The sequence below is a fragment of the Staphylococcus simiae genome (assembly GCF_017357005.1).
GTDB classification, from domain to species: Bacteria; Bacillota; Bacilli; order Staphylococcales; family Staphylococcaceae; genus Staphylococcus; species Staphylococcus simiae_A.
In genome coordinates, this window is record NZ_CP071589.1 from 465,598 (window position 1) to 481,970 (window position 16,373).

At 42.7% G+C, this 16,373-nt stretch carries 5 protein-coding genes, 9 tRNA genes and 7 rRNA genes; 19 read left to right on the forward strand and 2 right to left on the reverse strand.

All coding sequences use genetic code 11. The annotated features are described in order from the left end of the window. Positions 1–401: 401 nt before the first annotated feature. The 17 genes from rrf (J3R86_RS02005) (at position 402) to J3R86_RS12215 (ending at position 11,630) form a co-directional block, all read left to right on the forward strand. Positions 402–516 (forward strand): 5S ribosomal RNA (gene rrf, locus J3R86_RS02005). Positions 517–527: 11 nt separating this feature from the next. Then, positions 528–603 (forward strand) — tRNA-Val (locus J3R86_RS02010). 14 nt (positions 604–617) lie between these two features. Further along, positions 618–693 (forward strand) — tRNA-Thr (locus J3R86_RS02015). Between the two features lie 7 nt (positions 694–700). Then, positions 701–773 (forward strand) — tRNA-Lys (locus J3R86_RS02020). 31 nt (positions 774–804) lie between these two features. Continuing rightward, a tRNA-Gly gene (locus tag J3R86_RS02025) sits at positions 805–879 on the forward strand. A 7-nt stretch (positions 880–886) separates the two neighbouring features. Beyond that, a tRNA-Leu gene (locus tag J3R86_RS02030) sits at positions 887–972 on the forward strand. A gap of 8 nt (positions 973–980) precedes the next feature. Then, a tRNA-Arg gene (locus J3R86_RS02035) sits at positions 981–1,057 on the forward strand. Between the two features lie 9 nt (positions 1,058–1,066). Continuing rightward, positions 1,067–1,140: transfer RNA gene (locus tag J3R86_RS02040), tRNA-Pro, on the forward strand. A gap of 18 nt (positions 1,141–1,158) precedes the next feature. Then, positions 1,159–1,234 (forward strand) — tRNA-Ala (locus tag J3R86_RS02045). Between the two features lie 115 nt (positions 1,235–1,349). Further along, positions 1,350–2,901: ribosomal RNA gene (locus J3R86_RS02050) — 16S ribosomal RNA — on the forward strand. Positions 2,902–2,994: 93 nt separating this feature from the next. Then, a tRNA-Ile gene (locus J3R86_RS02055) sits at positions 2,995–3,071 on the forward strand. Between the two features lie 165 nt (positions 3,072–3,236). Beyond that, positions 3,237–6,159: ribosomal RNA gene (locus tag J3R86_RS02060) — 23S ribosomal RNA — on the forward strand. Positions 6,160–6,232: 73 nt separating this feature from the next. Then, positions 6,233–6,347: ribosomal RNA gene (rrf, locus tag J3R86_RS02065) — 5S ribosomal RNA — on the forward strand. A gap of 199 nt (positions 6,348–6,546) precedes the next feature. Next, positions 6,547–8,098 (forward strand): 16S ribosomal RNA (locus J3R86_RS02070). A gap of 245 nt (positions 8,099–8,343) precedes the next feature. Next, positions 8,344–11,266: ribosomal RNA gene (locus J3R86_RS02075) — 23S ribosomal RNA — on the forward strand. A 73-nt stretch (positions 11,267–11,339) separates the two neighbouring features. Next, a 5S ribosomal RNA gene (gene rrf / locus J3R86_RS02080) occupies positions 11,340–11,454 on the forward strand. Together the 16S, 23S and 5S rRNA genes with 9 tRNA genes alongside form the textbook arrangement of a ribosomal RNA operon. Before the next feature lie 53 nt (positions 11,455–11,507). Beyond that, on the forward strand, positions 11,508–11,630 hold the full coding sequence (locus J3R86_RS12215; RefSeq protein ID WP_278249686.1) for a hypothetical protein: 123 nt from the start codon (positions 11,508–11,510) through the stop codon (positions 11,628–11,630). A gap of 282 nt (positions 11,631–11,912) precedes the next feature. Here the strand turns inward: J3R86_RS12215 and J3R86_RS02085 are convergent, their stop codons facing one another. Continuing rightward, on the reverse strand, positions 11,913–13,289 hold the full coding sequence (locus J3R86_RS02085) for a MocR-like pyridoxine biosynthesis transcription factor PdxR (RefSeq protein WP_207517842.1): 1,377 nt from the start codon (positions 13,287–13,289) through the stop codon (positions 11,913–11,915). A 101-nt stretch (positions 13,290–13,390) separates the two neighbouring features. Between J3R86_RS02085 and pdxS the strand changes: the two genes are divergently transcribed. After that, on the forward strand, positions 13,391–14,278 hold the full coding sequence (pdxS, locus tag J3R86_RS02090; RefSeq protein ID WP_207517843.1) for a pyridoxal 5'-phosphate synthase lyase subunit PdxS: 888 nt from the start codon (positions 13,391–13,393) through the stop codon (positions 14,276–14,278). 4 nt (positions 14,279–14,282) lie between these two features. Next, on the forward strand, positions 14,283–14,846 hold the full coding sequence (gene pdxT, locus J3R86_RS02095; RefSeq protein ID WP_207517844.1) for a pyridoxal 5'-phosphate synthase glutaminase subunit PdxT: 564 nt from the start codon (positions 14,283–14,285) through the stop codon (positions 14,844–14,846). A 171-nt stretch (positions 14,847–15,017) separates the two neighbouring features. Here pdxT and J3R86_RS02100 read toward each other — a convergent pair whose 3' ends face one another. Beyond that, positions 15,018–16,232 (reverse strand): NupC/NupG family nucleoside CNT transporter, encoded by a 1,215-nt coding sequence (locus J3R86_RS02100; RefSeq protein ID WP_207517845.1) that lies wholly within the window; start codon positions 16,230–16,232, stop codon positions 15,018–15,020. Positions 16,233–16,373 lie beyond the last annotated feature (141 nt).

A 16,373-nucleotide genomic window follows, 5' to 3' on the forward strand; every position in this document is an offset into this window, starting at 1 on the left:
GTTAAGTTTTCGAGGGTGCTTAATTTATAAGTATGAAAACAAGATTAATTAAGTAGATTGAAGAAATAACTAAAACCAAATATATATAATTTCAGTATTAGTATAAAATGCCAAAATCAGTAGCAAAATGCGTTATAAATTTTTCGATATTTTATGGTTTTATCTCAAGTATTATGATAGAATACTAAAAGTGATTTGAAGTAGGAAACGTTTATTTATTAATTTAATTCATTTCTTAAAAAGTGTTGACAATTCAAACGAATTAAAGTAATATATAAAAGTCGTCAAAACAAGACGCGGATACATAAATAGAAAATAAGTTATAAAGATTTTGCAAAGTGTAAAATTGACTATTGAAACTAATTTTAACAGCATGTATCATATATTAGTAAGTTAATTTGTCTGGTGATTATGGCAAAGAGGTCACACCTGTTCCCATGCCGAACACAGAAGTTAAGCTCTTTAGCGCTGATGGTAGTCGGACTTACGTTCCGCTAGAGTAAGACGTTGCCAGGCAATTTTTAATCGGAGAATTAGCTCAGCTGGGAGAGCATCTGCCTTACAAGCAGAGGGTCGGCGGTTCGAACCCGTCATTCTCCACCATTTTAATTATATATGCCGGCCTAGCTCAATTGGTAGAGCAACTGACTTGTAATCAGTAGGTTGGGGGTTCAAGTCCTCTGGCCGGCACCATCTTTTTGAGCCATTAGCTCAGTTGGTAGAGCATCTGACTTTTAATCAGAGGGTCAGAGGTTCGAATCCTCTATGGCTCATTACGATTTATTTATATATTCGCAAAATAATGCAGAAGTAGTTCAGCGGTAGAATACAACCTTGCCAAGGTTGGGGTCGCGGGTTCGAATCCCGTCTTCTGCTCCATTATTTTGCCGGGGTGGCGGAACTGGCAGACGCACAGGACTTAAAATCCTGCGGTGAGAGATCACCGTACCGGTTCGATTCCGGTCCTCGGCATTATATTAGCGCCCGTAGCTCAATTGGATAGAGCGTTTGACTACGGATCAAGAGGTTATGGGTTCGACTCCTATCGGGCGCGCCATTTTAATAGCGGGAAGTAGCTCAGCTTGGTAGAGCACTTGGTTTGGGACCAAGGGGTCGCAGGTTCGAATCCTGTCTTCCCGACTTACTTTAATAATTTATGGGGGCTTAGCTCAGATGGGAGAGCGCCTGCTTTGCACGCAGGAGGTCAGCGGTTCGATCCCGCTAGTCTCCACCATATTTTTTAATGAACATTGAAAACTGAATGACAATATGTCAACGTTAATTCCAAAAACGTAACATTAAGTTACAAACATTATTTAGTATTATGAGCTAATCAAACATCATAAATTTTTATGGAGAGTTTGATCCTGGCTCAGGATGAACGCTGGCGGCGTGCCTAATACATGCAAGTCGAGCGAACAGATGAGAAGCTTGCTTCTCTGATGTTAGCGGCGGACGGGTGAGTAACACGTGGATAACCTACCTATAAGACTGGGATAACTTCGGGAAACCGGAGCTAATACCGGATAATATATTGAACCGCATGGTTCAATAGTGAAAGATGGTCTTGCTATCACTTATAGATGGATCCGCGCTGCATTAGCTAGTTGGTAAGGTAACGGCTTACCAAGGCAACGATGCATAGCCGACCTGAGAGGGTGATCGGCCACACTGGAACTGAGACACGGTCCAGACTCCTACGGGAGGCAGCAGTAGGGAATCTTCCGCAATGGGCGAAAGCCTGACGGAGCAACGCCGCGTGAGTGATGAAGGTCTTCGGATCGTAAAACTCTGTTATTAGGGAAGAACATATGTGTAAGTAACTGTGCACATCTTGACGGTACCTAATCAGAAAGCCACGGCTAACTACGTGCCAGCAGCCGCGGTAATACGTAGGTGGCAAGCGTTATCCGGAATTATTGGGCGTAAAGCGCGCGTAGGCGGTTTTTTAAGTCTGATGTGAAAGCCCACGGCTCAACCGTGGAGGGTCATTGGAAACTGGAAAACTTGAGTGCAGAAGAGGAAAGTGGAATTCCATGTGTAGCGGTGAAATGCGCAGAGATATGGAGGAACACCAGTGGCGAAGGCGACTTTCTGGTCTGTAACTGACGCTGATGTGCGAAAGCGTGGGGATCAAACAGGATTAGATACCCTGGTAGTCCACGCCGTAAACGATGAGTGCTAAGTGTTAGGGGGTTTCCGCCCCTTAGTGCTGCAGCTAACGCATTAAGCACTCCGCCTGGGGAGTACGACCGCAAGGTTGAAACTCAAAGGAATTGACGGGGACCCGCACAAGCGGTGGAGCATGTGGTTTAATTCGAAGCAACGCGAAGAACCTTACCAAATCTTGACATCCTTTGACAACTCTAGAGATAGAGCCTTCCCCTTCGGGGGACAAAGTGACAGGTGGTGCATGGTTGTCGTCAGCTCGTGTCGTGAGATGTTGGGTTAAGTCCCGCAACGAGCGCAACCCTTAAGCTTAGTTGCCATCATTAAGTTGGGCACTCTAAGTTGACTGCCGGTGACAAACCGGAGGAAGGTGGGGATGACGTCAAATCATCATGCCCCTTATGATTTGGGCTACACACGTGCTACAATGGACAATACAAAGGGCAGCGAAACCGCGAGGTCAAGCAAATCCCATAAAGTTGTTCTCAGTTCGGATTGTAGTCTGCAACTCGACTACATGAAGCTGGAATCGCTAGTAATCGTAGATCAGCATGCTACGGTGAATACGTTCCCGGGTCTTGTACACACCGCCCGTCACACCACGAGAGTTTGTAACACCCGAAGCCGGTGGAGTAACCTTTTAGGAGCTAGCCGTCGAAGGTGGGACAAATGATTGGGGTGAAGTCGTAACAAGGTAGCCGTATCGGAAGGTGCGGCTGGATCACCTCCTTTCTAAGGATATATTCGGAACATCTTTTTAGAAGATGCGGAATAACGTAGACATATTGTATTCAGTTTTGAATGTTTATTAACATTCAAGTTGATGGGCCTATAGCTCAGCTGGTTAGAGCGCACGCCTGATAAGCGTGAGGTCGGTGGTTCGAGTCCACTTAGGCCCACCATTAATTATTGTACATTGAAAACTAGATAAGTAAGTAAAAATAGATTTTACCAAGCAAAACCGAGTGAATAAAGAGTTTTAAATAAGCTTGAATTCATAAGAAATAATCGCTAGTGTTCGAAAGAACACTCACAAGATTAATAACGCGTTTCCTAACGGAAACATAGATTAAGTTATTAAGGGCGCACGGTGGATGCCTTGGCACTAGAAGCCGATGAAGGACGTTACTAACGACGATATGCTTTGGGTAGCTGTAAGTAAGCGTTGATCCAGAGATTTCCGAATGGGGAAACCCAGCATGAGTTATGTCATGTTATCGATATGTGAATACATAGCATATCAGAAGGCACACCCGGAGAACTGAAACATCTTAGTACCCGGAGGAAGAGAAAGAAAAATCGATTCCCTGAGTAGCGGCGAGCGAAACGGGAAGAGCCCAAACCAACAAGCTTGCTTGTTGGGGTTGTAGGACACTCTGTACGGAGTTACAAAGGACGATATTAGACGAATCATCTGGAAAGATGAATCAAAGAAGGTAACAATCCTGTAGTTGAAAATATTGTCTCTCTTGAGTGGATCCTGAGTACGACGGAGCACGTGAAATTCCGTCGGAATCTGGGAGGACCATCTCCCAAGGCTAAATACTCTCTAGTGACCGATAGTGAACCAGTACCGTGAGGGAAAGGTGAAAAGCACCCCGGAAGGGGAGTGAAATAGAACCTGAAACCGTGTGCTTACAAGTAGTCAGAGCCCGTTAATGGGTGATGGCGTGCCTTTTGTAGAATGAACCGGCGAGTTACGATTTGATGCAAGGTTAAGCAGTAAATGTGGAGCCGTAGCGAAAGCGAGTCTGAATAGGGCGTTTAGTATTTGGTCGTAGACCCGAAACCAGGTGATCTACCCTTGGTCAGGTTGAAGTTCAGGTAACACTGAATGGAGGACCGAACCGACTTACGTTGAAAAGTGAGCGGATGAACTGAGGGTAGCGGAGAAATTCCAATCGAACCTGGAGATAGCTGGTTCTCTCCGAAATAGCTTTAGGGCTAGCCTCAAGTGATGATTATTGGAGGTAGAGCACTGTTTGGACGAGGGGCCCTTCTCGGGTTACCGAATTCAGACAAACTCCGAATGCCAATTAATTTAACTTGGGAGTCAGAACATGGGTGATAAGGTCCGTGTTCGAAAGGGAAACAGCCCAGACCACCAGCTAAGGTCCCAAAATATATGTTAAGTGGAAAAGGATGTGGCGTTGCCCAGACAACTAGGATGTTGGCTTAGAAGCAGCCATCATTTAAAGAGTGCGTAATAGCTCACTAGTCGAGTGACACTGCGCCGAAAATGTACCGGGGCTAAACATATTACCGAAGCTGTGGATTGTCCTTTGGACAATGGTAGGAGAGCGTTCTAAGGGCGGTGAAGCATGATCGCAAGGACATGTGGAGCGCTTAGAAGTGAGAATGCCGGTGTGAGTAGCGAAAGACGGGTGAGAATCCCGTCCACCGATTGACTAAGGTTTCCAGAGGAAGGCTCGTCCGCTCTGGGTTAGTCGGGTCCTAAGCTGAGGCCGACAGGCGTAGGCGATGGATAACAGGTTGATATTCCTGTACCACCTATAATCGTTTTAATCGATGGGGGGACGCAGTAGGATAGGCGAAGCGTGCGATTGGATTGCACGTCTAAGCAGTAAGGCTGAGTACTAGGCAAATCCGGTACTCGTGAAGGCTGAGCTGTGATGGGGAGAAGACATTGTGTCTTCGAGTCGTTGATTTCACACTGCCGAGAAAAGCCTCTAGATAGAAAATAGGTGCCCGTACCGCAAACCGACACAGGTAGTCAAGATGAGAATTCTAAGGTGAGCGAGCGAACTCTCGTTAAGGAACTCGGCAAAATGACCCCGTAACTTCGGGAGAAGGGGTGCTCTTTAGGGTTAACGCCCAGAAGAGCCGCAGTGAATAGGCCCAAGCGACTGTTTATCAAAAACACAGGTCTCTGCTAAACCGTAAGGTGATGTATAGGGGCTGACGCCTGCCCGGTGCTGGAAGGTTAAGAGGAGTGGTTAGCTTCTGCGAAGCTACGAATCGAAGCCCCAGTAAACGGCGGCCGTAACTATAACGGTCCTAAGGTAGCGAAATTCCTTGTCGGGTAAGTTCCGACCCGCACGAAAGGCGTAACGATTTGGGCACTGTCTCAACGAGAGACTCGGTGAAATCATAGTACCTGTGAAGATGCAGGTTACCCGCGACAGGACGGAAAGACCCCGTGGAGCTTTACTGTAGCCTGATATTGAAATTCGGCACAGCTTGTACAGGATAGGTAGGAGCCTTTGAAACGTGAGCGCTAGCTTACGTGGAGGCGCTGGTGGGATACTACCCTAGCTGTGTTGGCTTTCTAACCCGCACCACTTATCGTGGTGGGAGACAGTGTCAGGCGGGCAGTTTGACTGGGGCGGTCGCCTCCTAAAAGGTAACGGAGGCGCTCAAAGGTTCCCTCAGAATGGTTGGAAATCATTCATAGAGTGTAAAGGCATAAGGGAGCTTGACTGCGAGACCTACAAGTCGAGCAGGGTCGAAAGACGGACTTAGTGATCCGGTGGTTCCGCATGGAAGGGCCATCGCTCAACGGATAAAAGCTACCCCGGGGATAACAGGCTTATCTCCCCCAAGAGTTCACATCGACGGGGAGGTTTGGCACCTCGATGTCGGCTCATCGCATCCTGGGGCTGTAGTCGGTCCCAAGGGTTGGGCTGTTCGCCCATTAAAGCGGTACGCGAGCTGGGTTCAGAACGTCGTGAGACAGTTCGGTCCCTATCCGTCGTGGGCGTAGGAAATTTGAGAGGAGCTGTCCTTAGTACGAGAGGACCGGGATGGACATACCTCTGGTGTACCAGTTGTCGTGCCAACGGCATAGCTGGGTAGCTATGTATGGACGGGATAAGTGCTGAAAGCATCTAAGCATGAAGCCCCCCTCAAGATGAGATTTCCCAACTTCGGTTATAAGATCCCTCAAAGATGATGAGGTTAATAGGTTCGAGGTGGAAGCATGGTGACATGTGGAGCTGACGAATACTAATCGATCGAAGACTTAATCAATTAAATGTTTTGCGAAGCACAATCATTTTTACTTACTATCTAGTTTTGAGTGTATAACTTACATTCTTATTTGTCTGGTGACTATGGCAAGGAGGTCACACCTGTTCCCATGCCGAACACAGAAGTTAAGCTCCTTAGCGCCGATGGTAGTCGGACTTACGTTCCGCTAGAGTAGGACGTTGCCGGGCAATTTCTAATTTTTTAGAGATTAAATACAAATTAATTAAAAAAGTATTGACTTAAATATTAATTACATGTATAATTAATTCTTGTGTTAAGAAATGAACATTGAAAACTGAATGACAATATGTCAACGTTAATTCCAAAAACGTAACATTAAGTTACAAACATTATTTAGTATTATGAGCTAATCAAACATCATAAATTTTTATGGAGAGTTTGATCCTGGCTCAGGATGAACGCTGGCGGCGTGCCTAATACATGCAAGTCGAGCGAACAGATGAGAAGCTTGCTTCTCTGATGTTAGCGGCGGACGGGTGAGTAACACGTGGATAACCTACCTATAAGACTGGGATAACTTCGGGAAACCGGAGCTAATACCGGATAATATATTGAACCGCATGGTTCAATAGTGAAAGATGGTCTTGCTATCACTTATAGATGGATCCGCGCTGCATTAGCTAGTTGGTAAGGTAACGGCTTACCAAGGCAACGATGCATAGCCGACCTGAGAGGGTGATCGGCCACACTGGAACTGAGACACGGTCCAGACTCCTACGGGAGGCAGCAGTAGGGAATCTTCCGCAATGGGCGAAAGCCTGACGGAGCAACGCCGCGTGAGTGATGAAGGTCTTCGGATCGTAAAACTCTGTTATTAGGGAAGAACATATGTGTAAGTAACTGTGCACATCTTGACGGTACCTAATCAGAAAGCCACGGCTAACTACGTGCCAGCAGCCGCGGTAATACGTAGGTGGCAAGCGTTATCCGGAATTATTGGGCGTAAAGCGCGCGTAGGCGGTTTTTTAAGTCTGATGTGAAAGCCCACGGCTCAACCGTGGAGGGTCATTGGAAACTGGAAAACTTGAGTGCAGAAGAGGAAAGTGGAATTCCATGTGTAGCGGTGAAATGCGCAGAGATATGGAGGAACACCAGTGGCGAAGGCGACTTTCTGGTCTGTAACTGACGCTGATGTGCGAAAGCGTGGGGATCAAACAGGATTAGATACCCTGGTAGTCCACGCCGTAAACGATGAGTGCTAAGTGTTAGGGGGTTTCCGCCCCTTAGTGCTGCAGCTAACGCATTAAGCACTCCGCCTGGGGAGTACGACCGCAAGGTTGAAACTCAAAGGAATTGACGGGGACCCGCACAAGCGGTGGAGCATGTGGTTTAATTCGAAGCAACGCGAAGAACCTTACCAAATCTTGACATCCTTTGACAACTCTAGAGATAGAGCCTTCCCCTTCGGGGGACAAAGTGACAGGTGGTGCATGGTTGTCGTCAGCTCGTGTCGTGAGATGTTGGGTTAAGTCCCGCAACGAGCGCAACCCTTAAGCTTAGTTGCCATCATTAAGTTGGGCACTCTAAGTTGACTGCCGGTGACAAACCGGAGGAAGGTGGGGATGACGTCAAATCATCATGCCCCTTATGATTTGGGCTACACACGTGCTACAATGGACAATACAAAGGGCAGCGAAACCGCGAGGTCAAGCAAATCCCATAAAGTTGTTCTCAGTTCGGATTGTAGTCTGCAACTCGACTACATGAAGCTGGAATCGCTAGTAATCGTAGATCAGCATGCTACGGTGAATACGTTCCCGGGTCTTGTACACACCGCCCGTCACACCACGAGAGTTTGTAACACCCGAAGCCGGTGGAGTAACCTTTTAGGAGCTAGCCGTCGAAGGTGGGACAAATGATTGGGGTGAAGTCGTAACAAGGTAGCCGTATCGGAAGGTGCGGCTGGATCACCTCCTTTCTAAGGATATATTCGGAACATCTTTTTAGAAGATGCGGAATAACGTAGACATATTGTATTCAGTTTTGAATGTTTATTAACATTCATTTGTACATTGAAAACTAGATAAGTAAGTAAAAATAGATTTTACCAAGCAAAACCGAGTGAATAAAGAGTTTTAAATAAGCTTGAATTCATAAGAAATAATCGCTAGTGTTCGAAAGAACACTCACAAGATTAATAACGCGTTTCCTAACGGAAACATAGATTAAGTTATTAAGGGCGCACGGTGGATGCCTTGGCACTAGAAGCCGATGAAGGACGTTACTAACGACGATATGCTTTGGGTAGCTGTAAGTAAGCGTTGATCCAGAGATTTCCGAATGGGGAAACCCAGCATGAGTTATGTCATGTTATCGATATGTGAATACATAGCATATCAGAAGGCACACCCGGAGAACTGAAACATCTTAGTACCCGGAGGAAGAGAAAGAAAAATCGATTCCCTGAGTAGCGGCGAGCGAAACGGGAAGAGCCCAAACCAACAAGCTTGCTTGTTGGGGTTGTAGGACACTCTGTACGGAGTTACAAAGGACGATATTAGACGAATCATCTGGAAAGATGAATCAAAGAAGGTAACAATCCTGTAGTTGAAAATATTGTCTCTCTTGAGTGGATCCTGAGTACGACGGAGCACGTGAAATTCCGTCGGAATCTGGGAGGACCATCTCCCAAGGCTAAATACTCTCTAGTGACCGATAGTGAACCAGTACCGTGAGGGAAAGGTGAAAAGCACCCCGGAAGGGGAGTGAAATAGAACCTGAAACCGTGTGCTTACAAGTAGTCAGAGCCCGTTAATGGGTGATGGCGTGCCTTTTGTAGAATGAACCGGCGAGTTACGATTTGATGCAAGGTTAAGCAGTAAATGTGGAGCCGTAGCGAAAGCGAGTCTGAATAGGGCGTTTAGTATTTGGTCGTAGACCCGAAACCAGGTGATCTACCCTTGGTCAGGTTGAAGTTCAGGTAACACTGAATGGAGGACCGAACCGACTTACGTTGAAAAGTGAGCGGATGAACTGAGGGTAGCGGAGAAATTCCAATCGAACCTGGAGATAGCTGGTTCTCTCCGAAATAGCTTTAGGGCTAGCCTCAAGTGATGATTATTGGAGGTAGAGCACTGTTTGGACGAGGGGCCCTTCTCGGGTTACCGAATTCAGACAAACTCCGAATGCCAATTAATTTAACTTGGGAGTCAGAACATGGGTGATAAGGTCCGTGTTCGAAAGGGAAACAGCCCAGACCACCAGCTAAGGTCCCAAAATATATGTTAAGTGGAAAAGGATGTGGCGTTGCCCAGACAACTAGGATGTTGGCTTAGAAGCAGCCATCATTTAAAGAGTGCGTAATAGCTCACTAGTCGAGTGACACTGCGCCGAAAATGTACCGGGGCTAAACATATTACCGAAGCTGTGGATTGTCCTTTGGACAATGGTAGGAGAGCGTTCTAAGGGCGGTGAAGCATGATCGCAAGGACATGTGGAGCGCTTAGAAGTGAGAATGCCGGTGTGAGTAGCGAAAGACGGGTGAGAATCCCGTCCACCGATTGACTAAGGTTTCCAGAGGAAGGCTCGTCCGCTCTGGGTTAGTCGGGTCCTAAGCTGAGGCCGACAGGCGTAGGCGATGGATAACAGGTTGATATTCCTGTACCACCTATAATCGTTTTAATCGATGGGGGGACGCAGTAGGATAGGCGAAGCGTGCGATTGGATTGCACGTCTAAGCAGTAAGGCTGAGTACTAGGCAAATCCGGTACTCGTGAAGGCTGAGCTGTGATGGGGAGAAGACATTGTGTCTTCGAGTCGTTGATTTCACACTGCCGAGAAAAGCCTCTAGATAGAAAATAGGTGCCCGTACCGCAAACCGACACAGGTAGTCAAGATGAGAATTCTAAGGTGAGCGAGCGAACTCTCGTTAAGGAACTCGGCAAAATGACCCCGTAACTTCGGGAGAAGGGGTGCTCTTTAGGGTTAACGCCCAGAAGAGCCGCAGTGAATAGGCCCAAGCGACTGTTTATCAAAAACACAGGTCTCTGCTAAACCGTAAGGTGATGTATAGGGGCTGACGCCTGCCCGGTGCTGGAAGGTTAAGAGGAGTGGTTAGCTTCTGCGAAGCTACGAATCGAAGCCCCAGTAAACGGCGGCCGTAACTATAACGGTCCTAAGGTAGCGAAATTCCTTGTCGGGTAAGTTCCGACCCGCACGAAAGGCGTAACGATTTGGGCACTGTCTCAACGAGAGACTCGGTGAAATCATAGTACCTGTGAAGATGCAGGTTACCCGCGACAGGACGGAAAGACCCCGTGGAGCTTTACTGTAGCCTGATATTGAAATTCGGCACAGCTTGTACAGGATAGGTAGGAGCCTTTGAAACGTGAGCGCTAGCTTACGTGGAGGCGCTGGTGGGATACTACCCTAGCTGTGTTGGCTTTCTAACCCGCACCACTTATCGTGGTGGGAGACAGTGTCAGGCGGGCAGTTTGACTGGGGCGGTCGCCTCCTAAAAGGTAACGGAGGCGCTCAAAGGTTCCCTCAGAATGGTTGGAAATCATTCATAGAGTGTAAAGGCATAAGGGAGCTTGACTGCGAGACCTACAAGTCGAGCAGGGTCGAAAGACGGACTTAGTGATCCGGTGGTTCCGCATGGAAGGGCCATCGCTCAACGGATAAAAGCTACCCCGGGGATAACAGGCTTATCTCCCCCAAGAGTTCACATCGACGGGGAGGTTTGGCACCTCGATGTCGGCTCATCGCATCCTGGGGCTGTAGTCGGTCCCAAGGGTTGGGCTGTTCGCCCATTAAAGCGGTACGCGAGCTGGGTTCAGAACGTCGTGAGACAGTTCGGTCCCTATCCGTCGTGGGCGTAGGAAATTTGAGAGGAGCTGTCCTTAGTACGAGAGGACCGGGATGGACATACCTCTGGTGTACCAGTTGTCGTGCCAACGGCATAGCTGGGTAGCTATGTATGGACGGGATAAGTGCTGAAAGCATCTAAGCATGAAGCCCCCCTCAAGATGAGATTTCCCAACTTCGGTTATAAGATCCCTCAAAGATGATGAGGTTAATAGGTTCGAGGTGGAAGCATGGTGACATGTGGAGCTGACGAATACTAATCGATCGAAGACTTAATCAATTAAATGTTTTGCGAAGCACAATCATTTTTACTTACTATCTAGTTTTGAGTGTATAACTTACATTCTTATTTGTCTGGTGACTATGGCAAGGAGGTCACACCTGTTCCCATGCCGAACACAGAAGTTAAGCTCCTTAGCGCCGATGGTAGTCGGACTTACGTTCCGCTAGAGTAGGACGTTGCCAGGCAATAAAAATGGATGCGATGAGCCGCATTGAGACCGTAAGGTCTCTTTTTTTTTATGCCTAAAAGTCATGAAGGTATATCAGGACTTGATGCAGAGCAAGCGTTTGAAGCTGACGAAATAAGGAACGAACGTCACGACTTTAGACGAGCTAAAGGAGTCAGAGAGAGACGTCAATGAGGAAAGATGCGAGCGGTTGTCTCAAGTCAAGAAAGCTTCTTAGCGCCGATGGTAGCAGACTACGTTCCGCTAGAGTAGGACGTTGCCAGGCAATAAAAATGGATGCGATGAGCCACATTGAGACCGTAAGGTCTCTTTTTTTATGTCTAAATACATCATGTTAGTATTGAAAAAACGCGACACTATTAGTAAATAAAATGTATATTTTTTAAAGCAATTTAATTATTGTACAATAGACAAGCTATTGTATAAGTAACACTAACTTTTTTCAAAGAAGTGTTACTATATAATTAATGCTCTAATTAATGCATCAGTATGCGCTTTTAATTTATCTTCATTTATTCCTCCAAAACCAAGTATAAATTTAGGTGATTTATTATAATCATCAATTTCTTCATAATTATAAACTTGTAATTCTAATTTCTCTGTCGAAGCTCTATCTAGACATTCTTTCAATGTTAATCCATTTGTAACAGTGATATTGAAATGCATACCTGTTTCTGCACCTTCTATAGTTAATTGATCTTTATAAGGTTTTAATTCATTAAGTATAAAAGATAACTTATTTCTATAAACTTTCCTCATTCTGTTTAAATGTCTATTAAAACTACCACTTTCCATGAAAAGAGAGACTATTTTTTGCATATGAACTGGAACAGTATTTGTTTCTTTGTGCTGTTGATTATAATAACGATGAAGTAGTTTTGAAGGAAGTACTAAATAAGCAATTCTACAACTTGGGAAAATTGACTTTGAAAATGTACTTATATATATTACTTTTTCTTTTGAATCTAAACTTTGTAATGCTGGAATAGGCTTACCATAATACCTAAATTCTGAATCATAGTCATCTTCTATTATGTATCTATTTTCATTTTCTTGTGCCCAGTTGATGAGTTGCGTTCTTTTTTTTAAATCCATAATAAAACCTGTTGGAAATTGATGAGAAGGTGTTATATAAACAATGTTTTTATTAGATTTAATGACTTCATCAATGTTAATTCCATTTTTTTCGACTTTGATTTGATCATAACTGACATGTTGTTTATCTAAGACAAATTTTATAGGTGGATAACTAGGTTTTTCTATTATAAATGAAGAATCATTAAGTAAAGTGACTAATAAATTGAGCAATTGTTCTGTTGATGAGCCAATGATTATTTGATTTGGATGGCAGGTTACTCCCCGACTATTAAATAGATATTGTGATATTTGTTGACGTAACTCCACTTCTCCTTGAATATCTCCACGTTGCAAAAAAATTAAGTTATTAGCATCAAATACCTCTTTCGAATATTTTCTGAACAGATCAATTGGAAAATATTTAGTATCAATTTGAGCTAGTTTAAATGAATATTCATTTTCTGTAGACGAATTATTTTCATTTATACTATCAGCAACAGATAACTTTTCATAATTATAATTATTTAACACAGGCAAAGACTCAATATCAGAGACAAAGTATCCAGACCTAGGTTTAGAATATATATATCCTTCATCTTGTAAAAGATGATATGCATGTTCTATTGTTGTTTGACTTACTGAAAGATGATTTCCAAGTTGTCTTTTTGAGTAAAATTTATCATTAGCATTAAATTGTCCTTCTATAATTTGCTTTTTTAGTTTTTCGTATAGTTCAATATACAAAGTAGATTTCATTATTAATCTGACCCCTTTATTTTGTTTCATTTTGTACCTGTTTAAATATCAGTTTATATTTTAAAATAAATTTAATCAAATGATATAGGAGTGAAATATCTATGAGTAAAATTATTGGTTCTGAACGAGTAAAACGTGGTATGGCTGAAATGCAGAAAGGCGGCGTTATTATGGACGTAGTTAACGCTGAACAAGCTAGAATTGCTGAAGAAGCAGGAGCAGTCGCTGTAATGGCATTAGAAAGGGTTCCTTCAGATATCAGAGCAGCTGGTGGAGTTGCACGTATGGCTAATCCTAAAATAGTTGAAGAAGTAATGAATGCAGTGTCAATCCCTGTAATGGCTAAAGCACGTATTGGACATATTACTGAAGCCCGTGTTTTAGAATCAATGGGAGTAGATTATATAGATGAATCAGAAGTTTTAACACCTGCTGATGAAGAATATCATTTAAGAAAAGACCAGTTTACTGTTCCATTTGTATGTGGCTGTCGTAATTTAGGTGAGGCTGCAAGAAGAATTGGAGAAGGTGCGGCAATGTTACGTACTAAAGGTGAACCTGGAACAGGAAATATAGTAGAAGCTGTCAGACATATGAGACAAGTTAATGCTGAAGTAAGTCGTTTAACTGTTATGAATGATGATGAAATTATGACATTTGCTAAAGATATTGGTGCACCGTATGAAATTTTAAAACAAATTAAAGATAATGGTCGTTTACCAGTAGTTAACTTTGCGGCAGGTGGAGTAGCAACACCTCAAGATGCAGCTTTAATGATGGAACTTGGAGCTGATGGTGTATTTGTTGGGTCTGGTATTTTCAAATCAGAAGATCCTGAGAAATTTGCAAAAGCAATCGTACAAGCAACGACGCATTATCAAGATTATGAATTAATAGGTAAATTGGCAAGTGAATTAGGTACTGCAATGAAAGGCCTAGACATAAATCAATTATCATTAGAAGAGCGTATGCAAGAGCGTGGTTGGTAAGGTTATGAAAATAGGTGTATTAGCATTACAAGGTGCCGTTCGTGAGCATATTCGACATATTGAATTAAGTGGTCATGAAGGCGTAACCGTAAAAAGAGTTGAGCAATTAAATGAAATTGAAGGTTTAATTCTTCCTGGTGGAGAATCAACAACATTGAGACGTTTAATGAATTTATATGGTTTTAAGGAAGCGTTACAACAATCATCATTACCAATGTTTGGCACTTGTGCTGGATTAATTGTATTAGCACAAGATATTGTTGGAGAAACCGGATATTTAAATAAATTGAACATAACAGTAGAGCGTAATTCATTTGGCAGACAAGTGGATAGCTTTGAAACTGAACTAGAGATAAAAGAAATAGCTAACGATATAGAAGGAGTATTCATTCGAGCTCCACATATTGCTAAAGTTGGAGAAAATGTAGAAGTGTTGTCTACAGTTAATGATAAAATTGTAGCTGTAAAGCAAGATAAATACTTAGGTGTATCATTTCATCCTGAACTAACAGATGATTATAGGGTGACTGATTATTTTATTAATAAAATAATTAAAGAAACACATTAATTAAACGTTATTAATAGTAATTTATAGATAATTTAGGTAAAGAAATCATAGTGGCGTATAGATAAGTATAAAGATGATTAAAAAGAACACCCAAAATATAATGGTATTGAATTGTTAAATCATAGTTCAACAAATCAGTAACCATCATAAATGGGTGTTTTTCTTTATAAGTTAAATGAAGAAACCAGCAATTGCTGCGGAAATGAATGATACAAGTGTAGCACCAAATAATAATTTTAAACCAAAGCGAGCTACCATATCACCTTTTTTATCATTAAGTGATTTAATTGCACCAGAGATGATACCGATAGAACTGAAGTTCGCGAAAGATACTAGAAATACAGATGTAACACCTTTAGCATGTTCAGTAATACCATCTAATTTGCCAAGCGCTTGCATAGCAACAAATTCATTAGAAAGCAATTTAGTAGCCATTACAGATCCTGCTTGTACAGCTTCATTCCATGGAACACCAACTAAAAATGCAAATGGAGCAAAGACAAAACCAATTAATGTTTGGAAATCCCAAGAAATTTGACCACCAGATGCTAGACTGAATATACCACTAACGATTCCGTTTAATAATGCAATAATTGCAATATAACCAATTAACATGGCACCAACAATCACTGCAACTTTGAATCCATCTAAAATATATTCTCCCAACATTTCGAAGAAGGATTGATTTTTAGTTTCTCCTTCATCTACTAATAACTTATCATCTTCTTCATTAACTCTATATGGATTGATAATTGAAGCGACGACGAAACCACCAAATAAGTTAAGTACGACTGCAGTAACAACGTATTTTGGTTCAATTAAAGTGAAATAAGCACCAATAATTGAAGCAGATACAGTAGACATGGCAGAAGCAGTTAATGTGTATAAACGTTGCTTAGGTATGTATGGTAATTGTTTTTTTAATGAAATAAATACTTCAGATTGACCTAAAATAGCTGCGGCTACAGCATTATATGATTCTAAACGGCCCATACCATTTATTTTAGAAATTAAAAATCCTAATACATTAATTAACAATGGTAGAATCCTTGTATATTGCAAAATACCTATAATTGCTGAAATGAATACAATCGGCATTAAAACGCTCAAGAAAAATGGAGGTTGATCTGCTTTGACAAATTTAAATCCACCAAAAACGAAATTAACGCCATCTGCAGCTTTTAATAACAAGTAATTAAACCCGCTAGAAATACCACCAATAACCGAAATACCAATAGTAGTTTTTAATAATAAAAATGCAAAAACAAGTTGTATAACTAGTAAAATACCAACATATTGCCAACGAATATTCTTTTTATCTGAGCTAAACAAAAACGCAAGTGCTAAAAAGAAGATAATCCCTATAATACCAATTAGTATGTGCATATAATCCCCATTCCTTTAATTTTTTCTACAATCTATCATACAATAAATTGTAAAGGCTAACACCATAAATTTTTGAAAATATATAAACAAATTGGTTGAAAAAGGTCAAAGTAGGTCATATAATATAGTCAAAGAAGGTCA

Bases quoted from the DNA above. Each gene is read 5' to 3' on its own strand.
- J3R86_RS02100 (WP_207517845.1), bottom strand. From the start codon at position 16,232: ATGCACATACTAATTGGTATTATAGGGATTATCTTCTTTTTAGCACTT.
- pdxS (WP_207517843.1), top strand. From the start codon at position 13,391: ATGAGTAAAATTATTGGTTCTGAACGAGTAAAACGTGGTATGGCTGAA.
- pdxT (WP_207517844.1), top strand. From the start codon at position 14,283: ATGAAAATAGGTGTATTAGCATTACAAGGTGCCGTTCGTGAGCATATT.
- J3R86_RS12215 (WP_278249686.1), top strand. From the start codon at position 11,508: ATGCCTAAAAGTCATGAAGGTATATCAGGACTTGATGCAGAGCAAGCG.
- J3R86_RS02085 (WP_207517842.1), bottom strand. From the start codon at position 13,289: ATGAAATCTACTTTGTATATTGAACTATACGAAAAACTAAAAAAGCAA.